12 protein-coding genes and 2 pseudogenes are annotated in these 19,299 nt (G+C 62.1%); 7 read left to right on the top strand and 7 right to left on the bottom strand.

The genetic code is table 11. From position 1 onward, the window contains the following. The coding region (locus F0Q45_RS16525; RefSeq protein ID WP_262491038.1) for a polyketide synthase at positions 1–706 on the bottom strand (706 nt) is incomplete at its 3' end. Positions 707–897: 191 nt separating this feature from the next. Between F0Q45_RS16525 and F0Q45_RS16520 the strand changes: the two genes are divergently transcribed. Then, a complete protein-coding gene (locus F0Q45_RS16520) occupies positions 898–1,089 on the top strand; it encodes a hypothetical protein (protein ID WP_149654967.1) in 192 nt (63 codons plus the stop codon). Positions 1,090–1,238: 149 nt separating this feature from the next. Here the strand turns inward: F0Q45_RS16520 and F0Q45_RS16515 are convergent, their stop codons facing one another. Both F0Q45_RS16515 and F0Q45_RS16510 read right to left on the bottom strand, forming a co-directional pair. Continuing rightward, positions 1,239–3,503 (bottom strand): MMPL family transporter, encoded by a 2,265-nt coding sequence (locus F0Q45_RS16515; protein WP_149654966.1) that lies wholly within the window; start codon positions 3,501–3,503, stop codon positions 1,239–1,241. Between the two features lie 503 nt (positions 3,504–4,006). Continuing rightward, the gene (locus F0Q45_RS16510) at positions 4,007–4,345 is read right to left on the bottom strand and encodes a PPE domain-containing protein (RefSeq protein ID WP_149654965.1); all 339 of its coding nucleotides are present in this window, start codon (positions 4,343–4,345) and stop codon (positions 4,007–4,009) included. Between the two features lie 1,350 nt (positions 4,346–5,695). On the opposite strand from F0Q45_RS16510, the gene F0Q45_RS16505 reads away from it, so the two are divergent. Further along, entirely contained in the window at positions 5,696–6,262 is a 567-nt protein-coding gene (locus F0Q45_RS16505) for an FKBP-type peptidyl-prolyl cis-trans isomerase (protein WP_373425007.1), read from the top strand. Positions 6,263–6,827: 565 nt separating this feature from the next. Here F0Q45_RS16505 and F0Q45_RS16500 read toward each other — a convergent pair. The 4 genes and pseudogenes from F0Q45_RS16500 to F0Q45_RS16485 form a co-directional block, all read right to left on the bottom strand. Further along, on the bottom strand, positions 6,828–7,895 hold the full coding sequence (locus F0Q45_RS16500) for a SagB family peptide dehydrogenase (RefSeq protein ID WP_149654963.1): 1,068 nt from the start codon (positions 7,893–7,895) through the stop codon (positions 6,828–6,830). Between the two features lie 106 nt (positions 7,896–8,001). Next, positions 8,002–9,427, bottom strand: a pseudogene (locus F0Q45_RS16495) (TfuA-like protein). After that, the gene (locus F0Q45_RS16490) at positions 9,424–10,680 is read right to left on the bottom strand and encodes a YcaO-like family protein (RefSeq protein ID WP_149654962.1); all 1,257 of its coding nucleotides are present in this window, start codon (positions 10,678–10,680) and stop codon (positions 9,424–9,426) included. Before F0Q45_RS16490 ends, F0Q45_RS16495 begins: the two are co-directional and overlap by 4 nt. Before the next feature lie 532 nt (positions 10,681–11,212). Further along, the gene (locus tag F0Q45_RS16485; RefSeq protein ID WP_149654961.1) at positions 11,213–13,039 is read right to left on the bottom strand and encodes an adenylate/guanylate cyclase domain-containing protein; all 1,827 of its coding nucleotides are present in this window, start codon (positions 13,037–13,039) and stop codon (positions 11,213–11,215) included. 466 nt (positions 13,040–13,505) lie between these two features. Here F0Q45_RS16485 and F0Q45_RS16480 point away from each other — a divergent pair, with 466 nt between their 5' ends. The 5 genes and pseudogenes from F0Q45_RS16480 (at position 13,506) to F0Q45_RS29385 (ending at position 18,423) form a co-directional block, all read left to right on the top strand. Beyond that, complete coding sequence (locus tag F0Q45_RS16480; protein ID WP_149654960.1) at positions 13,506–14,105, top strand: Crp/Fnr family transcriptional regulator; 600 nt, start codon at positions 13,506–13,508, stop codon at positions 14,103–14,105. Positions 14,106–14,715: 610 nt separating this feature from the next. Continuing rightward, positions 14,716–15,693: an NAD(P)H-hydrate epimerase gene (locus F0Q45_RS16475; protein ID WP_188112988.1), complete on the top strand. Its 978-nt coding sequence runs from the start codon at positions 14,716–14,718 to the stop codon at positions 15,691–15,693. A 1,176-nt stretch (positions 15,694–16,869) separates the two neighbouring features. After that, a complete protein-coding gene (locus F0Q45_RS16470) occupies positions 16,870–18,009 on the top strand; it encodes a hypothetical protein (protein WP_149654958.1) in 1,140 nt (379 codons plus the stop codon). Positions 18,010–18,071: 62 nt separating this feature from the next. Next, positions 18,072–18,179, top strand: a pseudogene (locus tag F0Q45_RS30275) (hypothetical protein); the annotation flags it as partial. Between the two features lie 103 nt (positions 18,180–18,282). Then, on the top strand, positions 18,283–18,423 hold the full coding sequence (locus F0Q45_RS29385; protein WP_188112989.1) for a hypothetical protein: 141 nt from the start codon (positions 18,283–18,285) through the stop codon (positions 18,421–18,423). Positions 18,424–19,299: the final 876 nt, after the last annotated feature.

Genomic DNA, 19,299 nt, shown 5'->3' with positions numbered 1-19,299 from the left:
CCCCATCAGCGGCTGCCGCAAAAGATCTGCACCGCCCGTCAGGGGATAGCGCCCGCAGCCGAGCAAACTCGATAAGCGTCTTTGGGGTAGCCAGCACCATCACCCCGCCGGCCAGTGCCATGGAAGACTCACCGTTACGCAACGCCTGACACGCTTGATGCATCGCCACCAACGACGACGAACACGCGGTATCCACACTCACCGCCGGACCGTTGAAACCAAACACATAAGCAACGCGACCCGATATCACACTGGCCTGCGTACCCACGCCGACAAAGCCCTCTGCCTCATCCCAGCCGGCCTCACCATACTGGGAATTCATGACCCCAGCGAAGACGCCGGTTTGACTGCCCCGCAGCGACTGTGGATCGATGCCGGCCGATTCGAAGGTCTCCCAAGCAACTTCCAGCAGGAGTCGCTGTTCGGGGTCCATCGCCCATGCTTCACGCGCCGGAATTCCGAAGAACCCCGCATCGAAGTCTGGGGCCCCCTCGATGAATCCCATCGCACGCGTATAGACAGTTCTCAACCGGTCGCGGTCGGGACTATAGAGTCGCTCCAGATCCCAGCCGCGATCCGTGGGAAACCCGTGTATCGCATCGCGCCCTTGATTCACCAAGTCCCACAAACTCTCCGGAGAGTCCACTCCACCGGGGTAGCGGCACGCCATCCCCACCACCGCAATCGGCTCAAGGCGATGCATCATTGAAAAACTCCTAAACATGCCGGCTCGCAGGAAGTCCGGGTAAATAGCCTCCGCCCGATCCGGACTGAGTTCTTAATCGGGTAATAAATGCGAATTGTCTTCACCGCAGTGGTTTACGAGTCGGGCCGTGAGCAGCGTCGTGTCGACTGGCCGGCGCCCTGGCTCAACGGCTCACCAGCACCGACCGCCACGTGCTGCACGGGCTGGTGGCCCCGCTCAGCGCCGTTGCACCGGCAAACGCCGAATACTACGGCGCATTCCTGGGTATTGCTGTCACCATTGCCGGAGATGGTGCGGGTTGGCTGACGGTTCGGCGCTGGTTGCCGATGATCCGCAGTAGTCAATACACCCATCGAATTCTCGCTTTCATTGCTGGGATGTGATGTCAGTGGCCGCACCGCGTCGTACGGATACCCGCCGGCTCGGGCCCAGTTCGTGCACCCGATCGGCGGACTCGCTATTCCCGTGACGGTCGATCCGACCTCGCCAATCGCACTGGCAGGCAAGAAGCAGCGTTCGGGGGATCCGGAACCTATAAGCCGCTCAAATATCGTTCCCGGCGCGTGGCGAGGGAATCAACGTCTGCGCCGTCGTTGATACCGATGCGCTGATATAGCTTGGCCAGCGGTTTCGGGGCCCACCAATTGGCCCGGCCCATTACGCGCATAAACGCAGGAAGCAGCAGCATGCGCACCAGTGTGGCGTCCACCAGCACCGCTAGCGTGAGCCCCAAGCCAAACATTCGCATGAATGCAACCTTTGCGGCTATTAATGCGGCGAAAGAAATCGACATGAGCAATGCCGCGGCGGTCACTACCCGACCGGAGCGGGCCAGGCCTAGCGCGACGGCCTCGTCGTTGTCTTCCGAGGTTTGACCGGATGCCAGCCAGTATTCACGGATCCGCGACACCAAGAACACTTCGTAATCCATCGACAATCCAAAGGCAATGCAGAACAACAACACTGGTGTATGAACCACCAAGGTGCCGTTTGCCGTGGTACCAAATGCACCGAGGTGGCCGTCCTGGAAGATCCATACCAGCGCACCGAATGCGGCGCTCAGCGATAAGACATTGAGCGCCAGGGCTTTCAAAGGGACCACCACACTGCCAGTCATCAAGAACAACAATGCGAACGTGATGAATGCGATGATTGATAAGACGAGCGGCAGCCTCGATGTAACCGATTTGACACTGTCGCGGTTGATCGCCGCCCGCCCCGCAATCTGCACCGCGCGACCGTCGGGACCGCGGATGCTATCGAAACGGTCCAACTGTCTCTCGGAGGCGGCGGAAAAAGCCGGTGCCGTGCTGACTGCGGTCAGGAACGCACTGCCGTCTTTGACCTCGGTGGCTGCTGAAGGCGGCCCGGTCAGCGACCCACCCATGAAGGTCCCGCCAGGCGCCGAGACCGACAACACGTCGGGCACTTTCGAAAGTCTTGCAGCATAAGCGTTCAACTCGGCGGGTGTCACGCCGGTAGCATCAGGTATTACGACGATCACGTTTGTGGCCGTGTTGATTGCAGCATTAGAGCGCAGCTCGTCGCCCACCTGTCGCGCCGATGCCGACGGCGGCAACACCCGGTCATCCGAGAAGCCCCAATTAGCTCCGAGAAACGGAGCCCCCACCATCAACAGCAATACCACAATTGCTAACCCGGCCGGAACAGGGCGTCGCATCACCGCTTTCGTCGAGCGGTACAACAGGCTCTCCTCAATCGGGCGTGGCTCCGGCTCCGGACGTCCGGCCAGCCGCCGGATCAACCGGCGCACATCGAGCGAGTCCAGCCGATCGGCGAGAAGCACGATGGCGGCAGGGGTGATCACCACCGCGGCGACAGCCGCCAAGGCGACCACCGCGACGCCGGCGTAGGCGAAGGACTTCAGAAAGTACATCGGGAACAGCACCAGCGTGGCCATCGACAGCGCCACGGTCATCGCCGAGAAAAGCACGGTCCGCCCGGCCGTCGACATGGTGTGAACCAGTGCTTCATCGCAGTTCTGACCGTCGGCGAGCTCGTCTCGGTATCGGCTCACGATCAGCAGCGTGTAGTCGATGGCCAGTGCCAACCCCATGGCCATCGTGAGGTTGAGCGCGAAGATTGAGACGTCGGCCGCGAAGGTGATCGCACGCAATACCGCCAACGTGACAACGATCGCGAAGCCGCCGACCGCCATCGGTAACGCCGCCGCGAGCAGGCCACCGAACACCCAGACCAACGCGATGAAGCTCACCGGCATAGCGATGGATTCCATAGTCAACAGATCTTTTTCACTTTGAGCATGGACCTGCACATACATCATGGCCTCGCCGCCGGCCTTCACCGTGACGCCGTCACGGTTGTGCACGAGCCGGTTCGCTAGTGCTTCGGCGTTCTTCGGAGCGTCCGTCTGGCCACCGCTGAGGCCGGCAACAATCAACCCGGTCTTGCCGTCCTTCGTGATCAGGTTTGAAGCAAGCTGCGGCGGAACGGTCCATGCCGAACTCACCCGGGTCACAGCAGGCGATGCCTTTAGCTGCGAGGCTATTTCAACGCCGACTCTGCGTGCGGCAGCGCTGTTGACCCCCGCGTCGGATGTCACCGCGATAGTCATTTCCATGTCGCCCTGCTCGAATTTCTTTGCCAGCAGCCGCTGCGCTTGCGATGATTCCGATGACGGGTCTTCAAAGCCGGCCCCTGACAGGGCTTTGATGACGGGAAACCCGAATACTCCGGCGCCCACCAGCACGAGGAAAGCCACGGCGATGACCCTGCGTGGCGCCGAAATGGCGAGTCGAGCTATCGCGCGTAACACGAGTGTCCCATCCTTTGAGGTTCAATACGTCACAGTGACGGTTTTGGTTGGAGCTTGACCGCAATCGTGCTGCACGACAGCAGGTTCCGAGGGGTGTCTTGGGTAATCGTGGCTATCCACGCAGACGGATTGTATGTTCGGTGGCTTTCCTGGGCGGTCTCCGACGGAACTGGCAGTCTCGCCCTCGAGGCATGTTGTGGTTCTCAACCATGCAAACGTCATTACGGTACAACGACTTTCGCCAACTCGGCAGTCCAGGATGTATCTGGCCTTCACACGCAAACATCGGACCACCGCCCGGTGTCGAAACGAGTTAGTGGATCCGTAGACGATGATTCGCCGGTGAAATCCGTCGACGATGCGAACGGATTTGGCACCGCGTAGACGCTCATTGTGATGGCGGGCGGAGTTCTCGACCGCCCATGGTCGGCCTCATCGAGCGCGATCGGGATGGTGTCAATCCCAGAGAAGTTGGTCGCCACTGATACCCCGTGCTGATGTAGTTAACGGCCAACTTGAAAAACGTCGGCGTTGCTGCTGGCGCGCTGACCTAAGCCTTCGCCAGCGTCTATGCTCAGCGGCGGTTGGCTTACTATCGGCGCTGGCCTGGAACTGCCCAGATGGGGCTGATGTGCGGTCACATGCCATTCGGTGCTGGTGCCCTTCCATGCTACGTCCGGCAAGGCAATTGTCTCGGTGAGTTCTCTTGGTGCTGGGATGTATTCGGTGCTCAGCGAGGTCCAAGCCGCAGGTGGCGCGAGCACCGAACCAGGACCGGGACCGGCGTTGGCCAAGGCCCGATGGATTTGCGGCGTAAGGGCAAGGCAAATTAGTGTCGTCATGTCAAACCACCTAGCTGAGATACCTGATACCTGGTAGCGGCCGCGGCTTCGCCGGCGGCGTAGCTGACACTGGACTCGCTAGTGCCGATTCCGAACGATCTAGTGCTTTAACACCTTTAGCGGTCATCGCGGTATGCTCCTCGCCCCCGAGCGCTGAACACGACCACAGTCTGCAACGGCATGGATCAGCCGCCGACAGCGGTGCACCGAAACGGTTAGTGCGGCAATGACCTCCGCGACCTCCGCGATGGCTAACCAAGCGGCTGGCGCTTCCGCAGCCGGACTGGCCGCCGTCAAACCTGCAGGAACCACTCGCAGCGTCACTATCGATACCTCTTCTTATCGCGTCACGGAGTGCAAGCGAAGGCAAAGCTCTGAGTACCCGAAAGCCGACAACCCGCGAAGAATTTGGAATAAAAATCTCACAGAGCATAACTCTTGTCAACTGTTGCTAGATGCTACGGTTACGTAGGTAAAAGTTACGCACCTGAAGGTTTCTGGTTCGTCAGGATTTGACCGCGCCGTGAGCGCACCCTGTTTATCGGCGCGTGACGCCAAAGTGAATTCCCGCCGTAGGGCAACGATCTGCGGCGGTGAGATAACTATTCGAGATTGCAACTGCCTAAACCTGTCGCCCGGTGGGCGACTGTCGAACGGCGTTGGTACTGCCGGGGATCGGCGCATGCCTTGGTTACGCTGATGACGGCGCGGCGTATCATCCGCGCTACGCCTGAATGGCTGGTTTCACCCACGGCACCGAAACTCAGCAGCCTCAGCGCGCAGGCATCTTTGAGATGTTCGCAGCCCCGCCGAGGAGGATGAAGCAACACCTCGCCACGCACGTAGTATCTGCATGTCGCGCGGTACCGATATTGCCTCGGCGCGCTTCGCTTCGTCTACAGCGAGTTGTACGGCCTCGCCGGACGGGGCTGCGGAAGCCATTCGGCGTGTGCTCGGTGAGCGCTACTCGAAGAGCCGCTGATACCGGTGTGTCAGAGCCGAATCGGTTGTACTGGAAAAATGGAAGACAGTTTTCCCGTTGCGGCAGGGCGACGGCGAATATTCGGCGTTGCCAACAGCGTTCTGCATAATGTCCAAGTGGCATAAGGGATTACGTTGACCATTTTCGGTTCCAGCATGATTGTCAGTTTCTCAGTGAATCTGATGGCCAGCTGGTCCATCCGCGTCGGTGCGCGATGAGCCGCTTCGGATGCCGGCACCGTCCGATGAGGGCGGTTGAGCAAGCTAGGTTGACAGCGACAGTTGATCCGACTATCGCCAATTTGCACTGCATCGCTCCGCCCGGTCATTCGCAGGGCGCCGGTAATGGACGCATTGCTTGGCTGTAGCGTGACGGCCGTGAAGTTTTTTCCGGTGTATTACTCGGTCACACTCGCGGCCTGCGTCGCGGCAACCGTTCTGATGTTTGCCGCTTCGGGCAAGGCAACCGCGGCCGGCTCGTGCCCAACCGCAGCACCGCAGAACGTTGGATCACCTGACTGGACCCTGGCCGGGGCCACCGGCAGCATCGCGGTCACCGGACCCACCGCTACGACAGCTCCGCGCGTGAATGTGGTGCCACCGTTCAGCGTCACGTATACCCAGGTGCATACGCTGCACGCCGGAGACGGACCGGTGGTCCCAGGCACGGCAAGGGTTTCAGTGTGCTACCTGGGCGTCAATGGACGCGACGGGTCCGTCTTCGACAGTAGTTACGAGCGGGGCGCCCCGGTTGATTTCCCGCTAGCCGGAGTCGTCCCGGGCTTCCAAAAGGCCATTGCGGGACAACAGGTCGGGTCGACCGTCGCCGTCGCAATGACCTCCGCAGACGGGTACCCCGACGGTCAGCCCAGCGCTGGAATCCGGCCGGGCGACACGCTCATCTTCGCGATCAAGATTCTCAGCGTCTCGACCTGAGCTGCGATGATGGGTACGCGCAAAGCCCGTCTGCGGGTCTAGGTCACGGGTGCCGCCAGGTGGACAATCGGCTCGGTATCTCGGGCTCCCTGCGCCAGCACAGCAGGGTCGCGCACGTCCCTTCGGCTCTGCGGTTACCAGCGTCAAGTTGTCCGAAAGTATCCGATTGTCCGGAGGCCTTCCGGCCGTAACAGTCGCAGGATGTGCAATCAGAGCCGGTCGATGGCACCCGAGCTCGGGATCACCCAGGATGCGGTGAGGGACGCACTGCAGATGTGCTCCGGTCTGTGGAACGCCCGCGTCCACCCGCGCTCCCGGTTTCTACCGCAGGCTCGGCTGAACGACGTTGGGGATCTGCCGAAGGGCAGCATCCGTTTCGTAAAGCGCCGCGCGACAACTGGTCGCCGCCTTGATGATTGGCAATGACTCCGCGAGTCCGGCTGCATCACAAGCCCAGCACAGCTGCTCAGTTTCAGTGCCGAAACGCTAGCCTCTCGTGGTCACTGCGAATGCCGACGACAACTAGGTGAGAGATTCGTTGTGGAGCCAGCTTGACCACCTCCTCTTAGGTGGGTGCTTGGCAGGGTAAGCCCAGAGCGAGATTCCCGGCGTGGACGAATTCCTGGTCGCGGCCACGGAGGAACGGCGCGGTGATCGGGGCTTCGAGGCGCGCGGTGATGCATGAGGCCAGGCCGACGTCGGTGGCTGCCAGCGTCAGCGTCTGCAGCAGGCAACCGGCGTCGCGATAGATCAGGCTGAGCGCCATCCCTTGGTATTTCCACGTGGTCCGCGCGGCATAGGAGGCCAGGTACAGACTCGCCGGTGGTGGCGCGTTCATCTGGGCGGCCTGGACCGTGGTGCGATCCAATGTTTGTTCCAATTCGCTAGTCCAGGGCCCGAGTTGGTGGAGTGCATGGTCGAAGGGGTCGTAGTGGTAAGCGCCGGTGGCGAGTCCTGCTATGTCCCGGGCGACCAGGTAGATTTCCAGGCTATGGCGCGCGCCGCCGGAGGGGGCCGGTCGTTGGGTCACCTCTCCGAGCGTCCCCCGCTCATCGCGGGCGTTCTCACGCCTTTGAACCCGTGCGGCGCGGTGTAATAACGCGGCAAGAAGGGACAGCGGCAGCGGCTGGCGGGCGTAGCGGCGGATGCTGCGTCGGCAGGTGAATAGTTCGGCGAGCGGATGGCTCGGCAGCGCCGGATCTCCGTCGGGTAGCGCGACGATGGCGGTCGCCTCGGGGTGGTTAAGCCGCGCCGGAGGAGGCTCGCCGAAGCGGGCATCGGCCTGCGGGCCTCGCCCGGCTTGCCAGTGCACCGCTAGCTCGCAGGCTGTCCAAGCGGGTGCGGTTACGGCTCTCGCAGACCAGCTGGGAGCGGAGGTCCGCACGAGCCCCGCATCAGTCAGCTGCGATAGCAATCCGGCGAGCCGGTCATTGCTGGGCGTTTCTTTCCACCGTTGGCCGATCTCGCTGACGGTGAGAGGTTGATTAAGGTGCCCGAGCAGGTTGACCAGAGCTGCATCGACGCGGAATGTTCGCCGGGCATCAGGGTTAAAGACAGTCGCACCATCCTTGCCCGGTTCCCATTCCAGTAAGAGGTGGGGGCTGCGTTCGTAGCGAGTCGCTGAGTCCTTCATCGACAGGTGGCGTTCCCGCCAAGGGAAGAGGGTCGCGATCGAATTCTGCTGCGGTTAGCGCGTTTCGGGCAGTTCCCACGACGGCGGGTCGGGCGCCATACACTTATCATTTGCCGGCAACCAAGACTGCGTCGGTTGGCCGTTGCGTGCCGGCTGGCGTCGGCCCTAGGGTGCCGAGCTCGATGAAGGGCAGTTGGTCGTCGACGGCTGCAACGGCGAATAGCGTTGCGGCGCTGTAGAAGAAGTCGCTGGTCAGCAGGCCGCGCCTGGTCAGCTCGATGCGGTCCACCTCGGCGCCCCATCGAGTGGCGAAGAGGCGTTTCAGGTGGGTGGGATCCGGCCGGTGCAAGTTTAGGTGCGGCTTGTGGCGGGCCAGCTGGTCGCGCATCGACAGGGCCCGGGCCGCCATAGCGCGCCAGTCAGGCAGTCTGGGGTCCGCGCGCAGCAAATCCAGGAAGTGCTGGGTGGCCGGAAGTGCGTGGGCGAAAAACAGCGTGCGGGTGATCAGGCGGGCCGAGACCGCGATCGGGTCGTGGCCCACGTTCTGGTTTTCTGCAGCGGTGAGCCATTGTGACCTGACCGGTTCGGGGAAGCCTGACTCGTCGATGATGCCGGTGGCCAAGGCGTAGCGGTGGGCCACCATCTCGAGCGCGCGCTGATATGACGCGAATGCCGCCTCAGCAGCGGCGGCGTGCGACGCACGCTCCCGCACGCTGCCGTTCTGGTCGGGGTGCTCGAGCGTCCAGTACCAGGCGGCAACCTGTTCCAGAGCGGGCTGGTAGGCCCACCGATCGGTGGCGCATACGCACAGCAACGACAACACATCCTGGTCGGAGACGTTGACAACTGATTGGACGCCATTGGCGGCTGCGATCGCGACGGGGGTGGGCGGTGCCCACCGTTGCCGCCACCGCTGCGACCACATGGTGGGCGGTGGGCCGGCGCGAACGGCGTCGCGGCGCGGTGAGTTTACTATTTGACGCAGCGCGAATAAGGCATCGGTGTGTTTGATATCGACTCGCAGCCTGCTCAGCCGTCCGGCGACTTCGCTCGCGTCCGGGGCGCCGACATCGGCCAACAGGTGGTCCCAGGTGCGCAAGGTGAATGGGGTGGCGCGTGCCGCTTCGATGATCTGGTTAGCCATCGGCTCAGCGAGGACACCAGTGTTAACGGCTGCGACCACGGTGTGGCGCATGTTGACCAGCGCGTCGACGAAGACTGGGTACCCGTCACCGGGTTCGCCGTGCACCATGGCGACCTCGTCATCGGCCTCCAGCAGCCCATCCCGGTAGCCCTCGAAGACCCAGCCGTAGCCTTCCATGCCGAATGGATGCAGTTCGGCTGCGCGCAGTGCGCCCATGCTGGAGGACCCAACGACGCGTCAGCAGCGTGTCTCCGGGGCGCAGGCCGTAGCCGAGGGCCTGGCCGAACGAGATCGGCGGGACCATCTCGGCGGTGGGCACGACGGACCGAATTTCGGCGGCACTGATGGTAGGGCCGGCTGTGACGACGATCCGTGCGTCGACTGTCATGCTGATCTCTCCAATGGTGTCCGCATCGGGGATGCGGTCGACGACATCAGGCCGGGGGCAATGACTTTCACGACGGGAACACAGCCGCCGTCAAAGTCGCACACGACCGCTAGCGGCTCGGTACCGGCCTCGGCCGCTACCGCGGTCGCCGCCGAAGCAATCAGGTCCGGCAGCGAATCGTTGGCGGATACCTGCCAACACGTCGGTGTCGCGGCGGTAATCTCACGCAGGGGCGGGCGGAAGGCAGCATAGGTGTGCATCCGCGCAAAGCGCTGATAGATCGCCGATGGTATATCCTCGCGGGCGCCGCTGATCGCCGTCAGCCGCGATTGTGCGGCCTCGGTGATCGCTCGTGACAGCGCGACGTTAGGGTCGTGGTGCAGTCCGAAGCCGGTAAACGGCAGCTCCAGCATTGGCGATCTCAGCTCGACTGCGAAACTGTAATAGCCGTCCCACGTGTCGATTCGGGCGATGCGCAGTTCATTGCCGGCCTGGCAAATCGTCTCGACCAGGTGGGCGGAATCCGAGCCAGCGACATCGTCGAGCGGCACCTCGAACAGAGTCGCACCCGGTACGGCGGTGGAGATGCTGTGCCGTTCCATGATTTCGTACAGGGCGTGCAGTGCGGCTTCGTCGTAGCTGTTGCCTGAGGCCAGTCCAGAGCTGTCCATTGCGAACATCGGCGCTGCCCAGCGATCCTTGATCGCCACATTGATCAGCACGGCCGTCCACGGCACCCAGGTCTGGCGCCCGGTCAACACTGTTGTCGCTACCATCCAGTCGAGCTTCGCGCGCCGATGATAGAGGCTGCCTGGCGCGCGGCGAAGCTGGGCGGGGTCATAGGTCAGAGTCGACGCGAGATCCTGGGCGGTGGCAGACCACAGGTCAGGGGTAACGTTCTCGACGTGCCACATCTCTAGAGATTCCATCACGGCTGAGACCTGAGCGGCGCGGTAGGTGCTGGCCTTTCCCTGGCTGACCGACAACGTCAGCGAGGCCGGCCGCACGGCCTGTACCGTAGGAATTCCGATATCATCCAGCCAGGTCAAGTCGGCGACTCTGGTGATGCCGGCACGTTCCAGCAGCGGTTGCACGGCCAGCCAGGTTTCGTCAGGGCTCATGATGCGGTGAGTGCCGTGGCGATGGCGAATTGTAGAGCCGATTCGTGCCGGGTCGGCCGCACCCAACGAGCGCATCGGCCAGTAAGACCAATTCGGTCCGGTCGGGCTCACTGCACGCAGCGACATCGACATTGCTGATTCCTTGGTTGCTCGATTGGCCAGTTGGGAGTATGGGTGGCGGTGGGGATCCCACACCTAGGCGCGGCGGAGATCCCCACCCGGTCGGGCTAATCCGGTGCGTGCTTAGTCGAGGTCATCAACCGCGAAAGCCAGGCAGCCGCCGCACGAGAACGAATGCGTTGGGGCCTCGACCTCACTAAACAGCAGTTCGTGCGTCATGCGTCACCTCCTCCTCTTCGTTGCTTCTGCGCGATGTTCGCAGAATCGGGTGCGATCCCATTTATGATCACTTGATCAATTTATCGGCAGCTCCGGATTCCTGGGGTCGTACGAAAGGCCACGATTCGCGACGACACTCATATCCCCCAGCAGGGGGACCGCGATGTCCACCGCTCGGGGCAGCTGCCGGACGAGCAAGGCGTCCCGTCATCGCGTATGATGACGAACCTCGGCCAGCTCAGCAAACTTTCAGCGAAGTCCGTGTCCCCGGCGTCGGAGAGCCGTTGCCGAGTCCGCGTTGCAGGCCACGTGTGGGCCACGTGGCTTATGTCCTCAAGACGTTTGTCTCATTCGCGCCCACGAGGCGAACAAAACCGACGGGTTCGGCGAAGCCCTTGAGCATGACGGTCTCTTGGCGCTTCGGTACGTCGGCCAGTATCTCCTGCACTGCGGGATCGGTAGCCACGGCGCACGACACCACGATGTCGTCGCCAGCACTCTGGCCTTGCAGGCGCGCGGCCATGTTCACCGTCGAGCCGAAATAGTCGAGGCGGTCGTTCAACGTCACGACCACGCACGGGCCGGCATGGACGCCCACCTTCAAGACGATGTCGCGGCCATCATGTGCCCACGCGGTGATTCGTGCCTGCATGGCAAGCGCCGCGCGGACTGCTTGGGCCGGATCAACGAATGAGGCCATGACCGCGTCGCCGATCGTCTTGACCACCGCGCCGTCGTGGTCGCGCACTATGGCCGCCAACAGCGCGAAATGCTCGCGCACGATGTTATAGGCGGTGGCGTCACCGACCCGTTCGTAGAGCGCTGTCGAGCCCCGCAAATCGGTGAATAGGAGTGCGACTTGGCTAACGCCGGCATCGTCGCCCGGCCGCAATGTCGCCTCGGCGAACAGATCGCGATACGCCTGCAGCGCGATAACTTCTGGCGCCGTCAGCGTGTCACGCGCCCAAGTTCGGTCCTCGACTAAGGCCGCCAGCTCGAAGCCGGTGTCGTTGACGAAAGTCACCGTTGCCGAACCGTTTCCGTGATCCGCGACGTTCAGGACGTCGACGCCCGCCGCGGTGATACGCAGACCAGGAAAAGCGCCAGACTCGTAGTCGATGTCGAGGAAACCGTTGGGATGCAGCGTACGTAACCGATATGAGCCTGGGCGCAGGTCGACGGCCACGGTGCGCCGCTCCCCCGGAGCCAGCAGAACCTGCACGACGACGTGTTGCGTCGCCATCGGCCCCGACAAGCAAAAACCGCCAGCGGGCACCGGGCGCACCGTTGGCGCCGGCGCAAAAGACAGCTCGACGTTGCGCTCGAATTCGCGATCGTAGTCGATGTTGCACGACGAACAATGCGCGCCGTGCGGTAGCTCGGCGAGCGTGGGGACGCCCACCTTGGCCCCGCGGCAGTTGGGGCAGAGCACATCCCACTTCATGCTGAGCAGTCCCGCCTTGACACCGGCGAGGCAGGCTTCGGTCGCGGCGCGCGGAGGTACCCCGAGATTGCTCGCCATGGCCTTGGGGCGGAGACGGGTGAGGTCGGTTGCCATGCCGTGCAGCACAAGGTTGGCTAGCCGAGCGCCAAGGCCGTTGCCATAGGGGCTACGGTCGATTTCGCGCGCCATCACTGCGGCCCGCTCGCTTCCGCCTTCGGCCAGTTTGGGCTCGGGCAACACGAAAGGCGTCAGGCGCTCGGGCACATGGTCTCGCTGCACAAATGCGACGGCCTCGAGCACGCGTTTTGTCACCGTCTCACCTGCCTTGGCCGCAAGCCTGGCGCCGAAAAGGTGGCCGACCAGGTTCCGAGGCTCCCATTCGAGTGCGTACGTGACGCGGGAGCCCCCTTCACCGTCGGACTCCAGATCGAACACGGGTCCAAAGCGGCGGAAAGGGCCCTTGGTAAACACGCGAGATTGGCGGAAGTGCCGACCCGAGATCCACTCGTACGGCTTTTCTTCCCATTCCAGCATGAAGCCCGCCACCTTGCCGCGCCCGCGGCGGCGGACCGTCCCGTCAGCTTGCGGCGTTTCCTCTAGCGTGTAAGGCGGCAGCCCCACCGCCTCGTTGAACCGGTTTGTATCGGCCAGCACCGGCCACAACTGATCCGGCGGCAGGTCGAAAGTCCAGGTCCAGGTACGACGCATCGACTGGAACTCTAGACCGATTTCGAGACCCTACGCCAGGTGCCACCACGTGTGGGCGCTGCGCACGACACTGGCTTTGGCGTCCGCGTGTGGTCCTTGGCGCGCGACCGCAATCGACGGCCACAGCACGGTGCGTGTCAATGGTGCGATTGGCAACTCGAAGCAGAATCGGTACTTATCACTCTCGCAACAAAATTCGCATGCTCATGGTTCCCCGACCCGACGTCACAGCTATACCTGGGTGCCACCGAGAAACTGCCGGACCAACGTGCGGAGTTGCACGCGTGTCGCGCGCCACCTGGGTTAGCTGTTCGGGGGAGAGCAAGGGCCCACAACCACGCCGCGTCGACGCCCTGGATGACGCGACGTGTGCAGCTGCTGAGAAGTCGGTGGCGCGGACCATATTGTTTAATGTCAGGGCGTAGGCTCCTCGGTGTCCTTGTCAGTCGCACATCAGGAGCTCACCATGAAATCGAATGCGGGACACGGGGAAGACGCCCGTCATAGGGAGGACGTCCGCCGACTACGCGAGTTCACTGCATTCGACAAATTCTCGGATGCTGACTTGGAGCGCCTCGTCCGAGCAGCACACCGCACATCGACATCCGCGCCATGGCCGATGATTCATGAGCAGACTCCCGCGGATGCTTGCTACATCCTGCTCAGCGGAGAGGCAGGGGTATACGTCGGTCGCGATCTCATTGCCGTGTTGAGGCCCGGCGAAGTGATCGGCGAATCGGTGCTCCGCCATGGGAAACTGCGGTCTGCAACCGTAACCACGACCGGCCCGGCCGAGGTGCTGCGGATCGAGCGCGATGATCTAGCCAGCTTGCTGGACACGATTCCCGCACTGCGGGAAACCATGGACGCGACTGTCGCTCGGCATGCGCCGGTCGTCGCTGCCCAGCCAGCGGCGCCGAAACCAAAACGCGGCAAGGTAAACGCCGCAGTCCCGGCAGATCTGGTTGACCGGTTCGAGCAGGCCGCCAACGGCGCAGGAGTGAGTGTCGCGGCCGCGTTGGAAGATGCGCTCGTCCAGTGGATCGACCGTAACAGCACTGCTTAAGCATCAGGAAATGATCCTCGGCTGCGCAGTCGCCGGGCTTTGGAACCGACCGTTCGCGATTGATGACGCTTGCAAGCGGTAGCGCCTTCGGGAGTTAATGCGTCAATGCCGTTGCAGCTCTTTCACAGTCAATACCGTGGCAGGCAGCGGTCTGCCAAAGTTCCTCATTGGGGTCCAACCACAGCTATGCCGGCGTGTCGAAGGGCAACACGTGGGTCTTGCAAATCCGCCGAGAACAGTCACCAATATTCGACAAATAGCCAGCGCTCGCCGCGGGGCCGCGGTGACATGCTGCCGTTATTAAGGGTCTGCGTGTGGTGTCCGGTGTAGCGTGATGGCGGCAGCAGCAAGGCCAAGATGCACACGCCAGGAGTGACGATAATCGCGACATCCGAGCTGGCCGAAAGGCGCCCGCCGCCGAGCCGGTCGACGCGCCTAACGAAACATTGCCGATATCAGACCCACATGATTTCGCTAGTCTCATCGGGCACTGACGGAGCAACTCGGCGTGAACACGATCAAGGCGGCACCCCCGCGCGGCGACGTGCAAAAGCGCGGCTGGCCACGACGTATATCCTCCGCACCGAACCAGACTATGAGGGCCAAAGACATGACCTCTATTTCCGTCTCAGAGCTGACTGACCTGCTGACTGAGACCGGCGATCGACACCACCAGGCTTACGCTGACTCCGACGGTGCCGACCCCGAGTGGGCCCTGTGGTACAGCGGATATCTGCAGGCGCGGCTTTGGGACCGCGCCGGCCGCCTGCCGTCCCGAAGCCAACTGGTCGCGCTGCTCCAATCCGCCGAGCGTCGCTTCGGCAGCGCTGCTGGCTGGCCGCAGCGATACGCGCGCCACCTGCTCGCTGGACTCGATACGGATGGGTCGCCCAGCGACCGGTTCCCCACCGTGGCCGCTGCCGAGCTCGGCTGGCTGACCAGGGAGCAGATGGTCGAGGTGGATCGAGTGATGATGCAAGACCTGCGTATCGAGTTGATCCAGATGATGGAGAACGCTGGGCAGCACCTGGCACGTCTGGTGCTAGCCTTGGGAACTCCCCAGCGAGTCGCCGTAATCGCCGGCTCTGGGGGCAATGGGGGCGGCGGTTTGGTCGCCGCACGACATCTGGCTAACGCTGGCCTAGAGGTGGTGGTGACTTTGGGCGGTCCGGCCGACCAGCTGAGCCCGGTGCCGGCGCACCAGTTTGACATTCTGCAACGCATGCGGGTGGCGACCAGCGATACCGTCGTCGACGCCGACGTCGCCGTGGACGCGCTGATCGGATATTCGCTGCGCGGCGCACCACGCGGGCGCGCCGCCGAGCTGATAACCGCGATGACATCCGCACGGTCGGTGGTTGCGCTGGACACGCCGAGCGGACTCGACGTGACATCTGGGGAGGCGCCAGGAGATGTCGTCAAGGCCGACGCAACTTTGACATTGGCGCTGCCAAAGATCGGTATGCGTAGCGCGCCGCAGGTCGGTGCTCTATTCCTAGCCGATATCTCGGTGCCCCAGTCGGTTACCGCCGCGCTGGGACCCCAACCGCCCGATTTCTCCGAATCGCCGATCCTGCGAGTGATCTGAAGCAATCCGCTGCGGCAAACAATGCGATAGTGCCTGAGGCACTTTTCATACCAGGTGCCTTTTGTGGACCCGCTCAGATCCATCGGGCTCACCGTCCGTCCCGGCGTAATCGCGGGCGCTCGTCGCCGCCACAACAGCCGTTGCCGATACATAGGCCGCCGGTGGCACCGGTTTCCGCCTATTCTTGCGATGCCGCTGCTTCGCCGCGGCGCCCGGTATGGAAGTTGCGTCCGCTGCAACTAGCGCTCACCTTGGCGGGCCGGTGCTGGGCTGGTGATCAGCGGGCCGGTGACTCAGGCCGTCGGTAACGCAATCGGGTTGGGCAACGCCGCGCAGGCCGCGTCGGCGGTGACCAAGTGGCCGTTGACCTTGGTGTTCGTCATGCTTTGGTGGCACTTCTTTACTACGCCACCTGCAATGTGCAGCAGCCCAAGGTTTGCTGAGCTCAGGGCCTACTCGGGGGGTCGCGATCGTGGCATCGGCGCTACCTCAGTCCGGTTCGGCTTCTGCGCTGGCATTTCGGCTGGCATTTCGGCAGCTGCTCAACATCCTTCAGGCATAGTGCCAGCGGGCGTCTGCTCGGTCTTGACCAGACGTTGTGGGCGCTACCACGACCCTGCCCGGGCGGCGGTAAATTTTGGGATTGATACGACTGCCAGTACAATGGGCTACCAGAAGCGCCCGGCCGTATCGGACGCTGTAAGTGAGAGGAATGTCACCTATGTCCCACGAACAGTTGTACCACGAAGATGCTGTGGTGTACAGCTTTCCTACTTTCCCTGCCGACGGAGTTGTCGAGTAGGGGGCATCGGCGGAGATGCCAGCACGTCGACAGGGATCCGGCGCGCGCGGTGTCTAGGGTCCCCACCCTAAGTTCAAATCTGCGCGATCGTCGAAATCTCCTGCACCTTACGACGCGCACCACAGGGAACGTCGGCCCGGATTAGCCTGTCGCCCGCCGTCGTTGGGCTCGCCTAATCGCGCGACGATCTGCGACTGCACCAGGACCCGCCGCGTCATCAACCCCGGCGAGTCCTGGTGCTCGGGTCCAACTTGGGTTCAATCCCGCCCGTATCACCAGGACCGCCAACTCCACCTGGCCGGGGATGATCAAGGAATTCCCACGGCACACGCGATCGTGCCGGCGTCGTTGATCTTGCCGGCCGGTTGCGTTTCATGGGCTTCAGCGAACGTTCTAGACTCGGCAACGACATGAGCAATTTTGCGAACATTGTTTCAGGCAAGGTAGCGATGCCGGTGCGGTTGAACGCTTCAATGATCTGGAATGCGATTGAGAGGGCCCCGATAGACAGCTATATCGGGTTATTTGTCGACGGAGTACGTGAACCGTCTGCTACTATTGTGCGAGAAGTAGTTGCCAAATCTGCCAACATTGAAAACCTATGCAACGATAGTGGCCGCTCGCTTACTTTATATGTCAGAGGGGTGAATGAGTGGCATTCGGCATTGATCAAAGAACTATGTTCTTGTTATGGCGAAGCTATATGGCGTCCCGGACTCACCGACGGACCAGTCAGATGTGATATCTTCGCTGGCGAATACGCTGTGACGCCGGGCGGAATTCATCGGGAACACTGCTGGAACCGGCACCTTGTAGTGCGCGGCGAAAAGCGGTTCTTTTATTGGGACCATGCGGACTTGCGCGCCAACGATGCCTACAATAACGTGACGATATATTCCACCGAGAATGGTGATGAAGAGTTTCTCTCGACGACTTCAATTCAAGATATTGTCTCATGTGCGCTGGAGGTTCGTGCGACGCCAGGATACTATGTTCATTGGCCAGGCTGGTTATGGCACGCGGCAGAGGCTCCGAGCCCATGCCTCGCAGTTAACATTGCATCGCATGGTTTGAGTTCCACTGGCAGCATCCCAGGTCCTATCCGGACTCTCCCAATCCGTCGGAAAAATGAGGGTGAGCTGTCCGCGGAATGGGTGGCTGAGTACAGAGAATTCGCTCCTAGGTTTCGAGATGCGGAGTTGAAAGTACTAGTTTCTGCGATTTCGGCGGGTGGACTCATCTGTCCGCGCCTACAGATTGGAGAGGACATTCAAGATATTCGTACATACTTCGCAGCTTGTCGCATTACAAACGCACCTGCCGTCTGGGTTCGAGATGACGATTGGATAGTCGTTGGACTCGCGGGTCAGGCGACCGTGATTCCGAGTAATGGCGAAGACGGCGTGAGGTGGCTTGGGTCGGGTACTTCTGACTCTTACAGACCTAAGTCGTCAGGTGACTTCGCACTCCTAAAATGGCTCCATTCGATTGACGGCGCCAAATTATTACCGTAATGGATTTTCGCTCCCACGACTCATCTGATTCGTGCGGCGAGACGTCCACCGATTGTTAAGGAGTGCGTTGTCCCCAGGGGGTCACCGAGGTCGGCTCCACGCCGTCGCTGAGCAAGGTCGCGGCCCTGTGGAACGGCAAACCTACCACCGTGCGGCTCAACGACCTGGACAAGATCTGTGCTGCATTGGGCTGCGCGGTCGCCGACCTCCTCGCAGCCGAACCCCTCGCGGTCAGCGAGGATCACGAACCGCGGGCCGGTCGTATCAACCCGCATGACCGACACCCCGGCAAGGCAAAGCCCCCCGAACATTGTCGCCGAACTGACCAATGGCGGGATCCGCCAGGAAGAAGTGGCCGATTGGGAAATGCCCAAGCTGCTTGGGCTGGGGCGAAATCGAGCCGCGAGCGGCTGACCATGATGAACGACTCCCCGCTCGCACACTCGGCAATAGACCAGTTCACCTCCCGCGCACGAACTCGTCATCGAAGGCGAGTCCTACCGGTGTTGTGGCGCATGCCGCCGGTCGCGGTGCATCACAGCACTTTGCGCAGCAGTTCCGGTGGCAGGGGTTCCGGGTGCAGCTACATGCCTGCGGCCGCAGCCACCGAGTGATCGTCGTCGAGGACGGCCATTGCCATCTCCCCCGTCGCCCGCTTAGTCGCCCGCGCTCGCGGCGGGACATACGGGTGTCGCCTCTGGGAAGGACTTCTTCAGACAGGGAGGTGTTGGTGCACAGCCATTTCCGGTTCCGCCATACGATTCCCGGCCGGTCGGACCCAATCTTGAAATCACACGGCCAGGTAGTGGCTCAGGCCAGTGACCGAGACGACCGCGTCCAGCATTTCGGACATCGGCCGACCCACTCCGAGCGGTTCTCACCTCGACCACACGAACGCCGTCGTCGTCGAGGCCCACCGCGTCGACGACAATCCTCAAGAGCAGGCAGCAATGTACAACCGTTGGACAAGCTCGCGCCTTTCTGCTACCCGGATCCGTGAGAACACACAGCTCACAAGAGCGCGAGCCTACGATCAGCGACCGACGTAATTCGAGTTGGTCACACCAGGCCCCACCTTGTCGGAAAAGTCAGTTGACGGCTTTGGCTCAAAATCCGGGTGAACCGACTATCGGGGATCCACCATTACTATTCTCCAGGAATAGTTCGTTGTGGACTGCCGCCGAACGTTAATCACATCGGCGTGACAGTTGTTTTAGATGCGGAGTTGACAACGCCTTGGGATCATCAGTGGAGCTACCCAAAGAGCGCATGGGCATGCAATTGTGGAGC

Source organism: Mycobacterium simiae (assembly GCF_008370645.1).
Lineage (GTDB): Bacteria > Actinomycetota > Actinomycetes > Mycobacteriales > Mycobacteriaceae > Mycobacterium > Mycobacterium simiae_A.
Note: the sequence above shows the minus strand (reverse complement) of the source record. Positions and strands in the feature narration are given on the sequence as shown.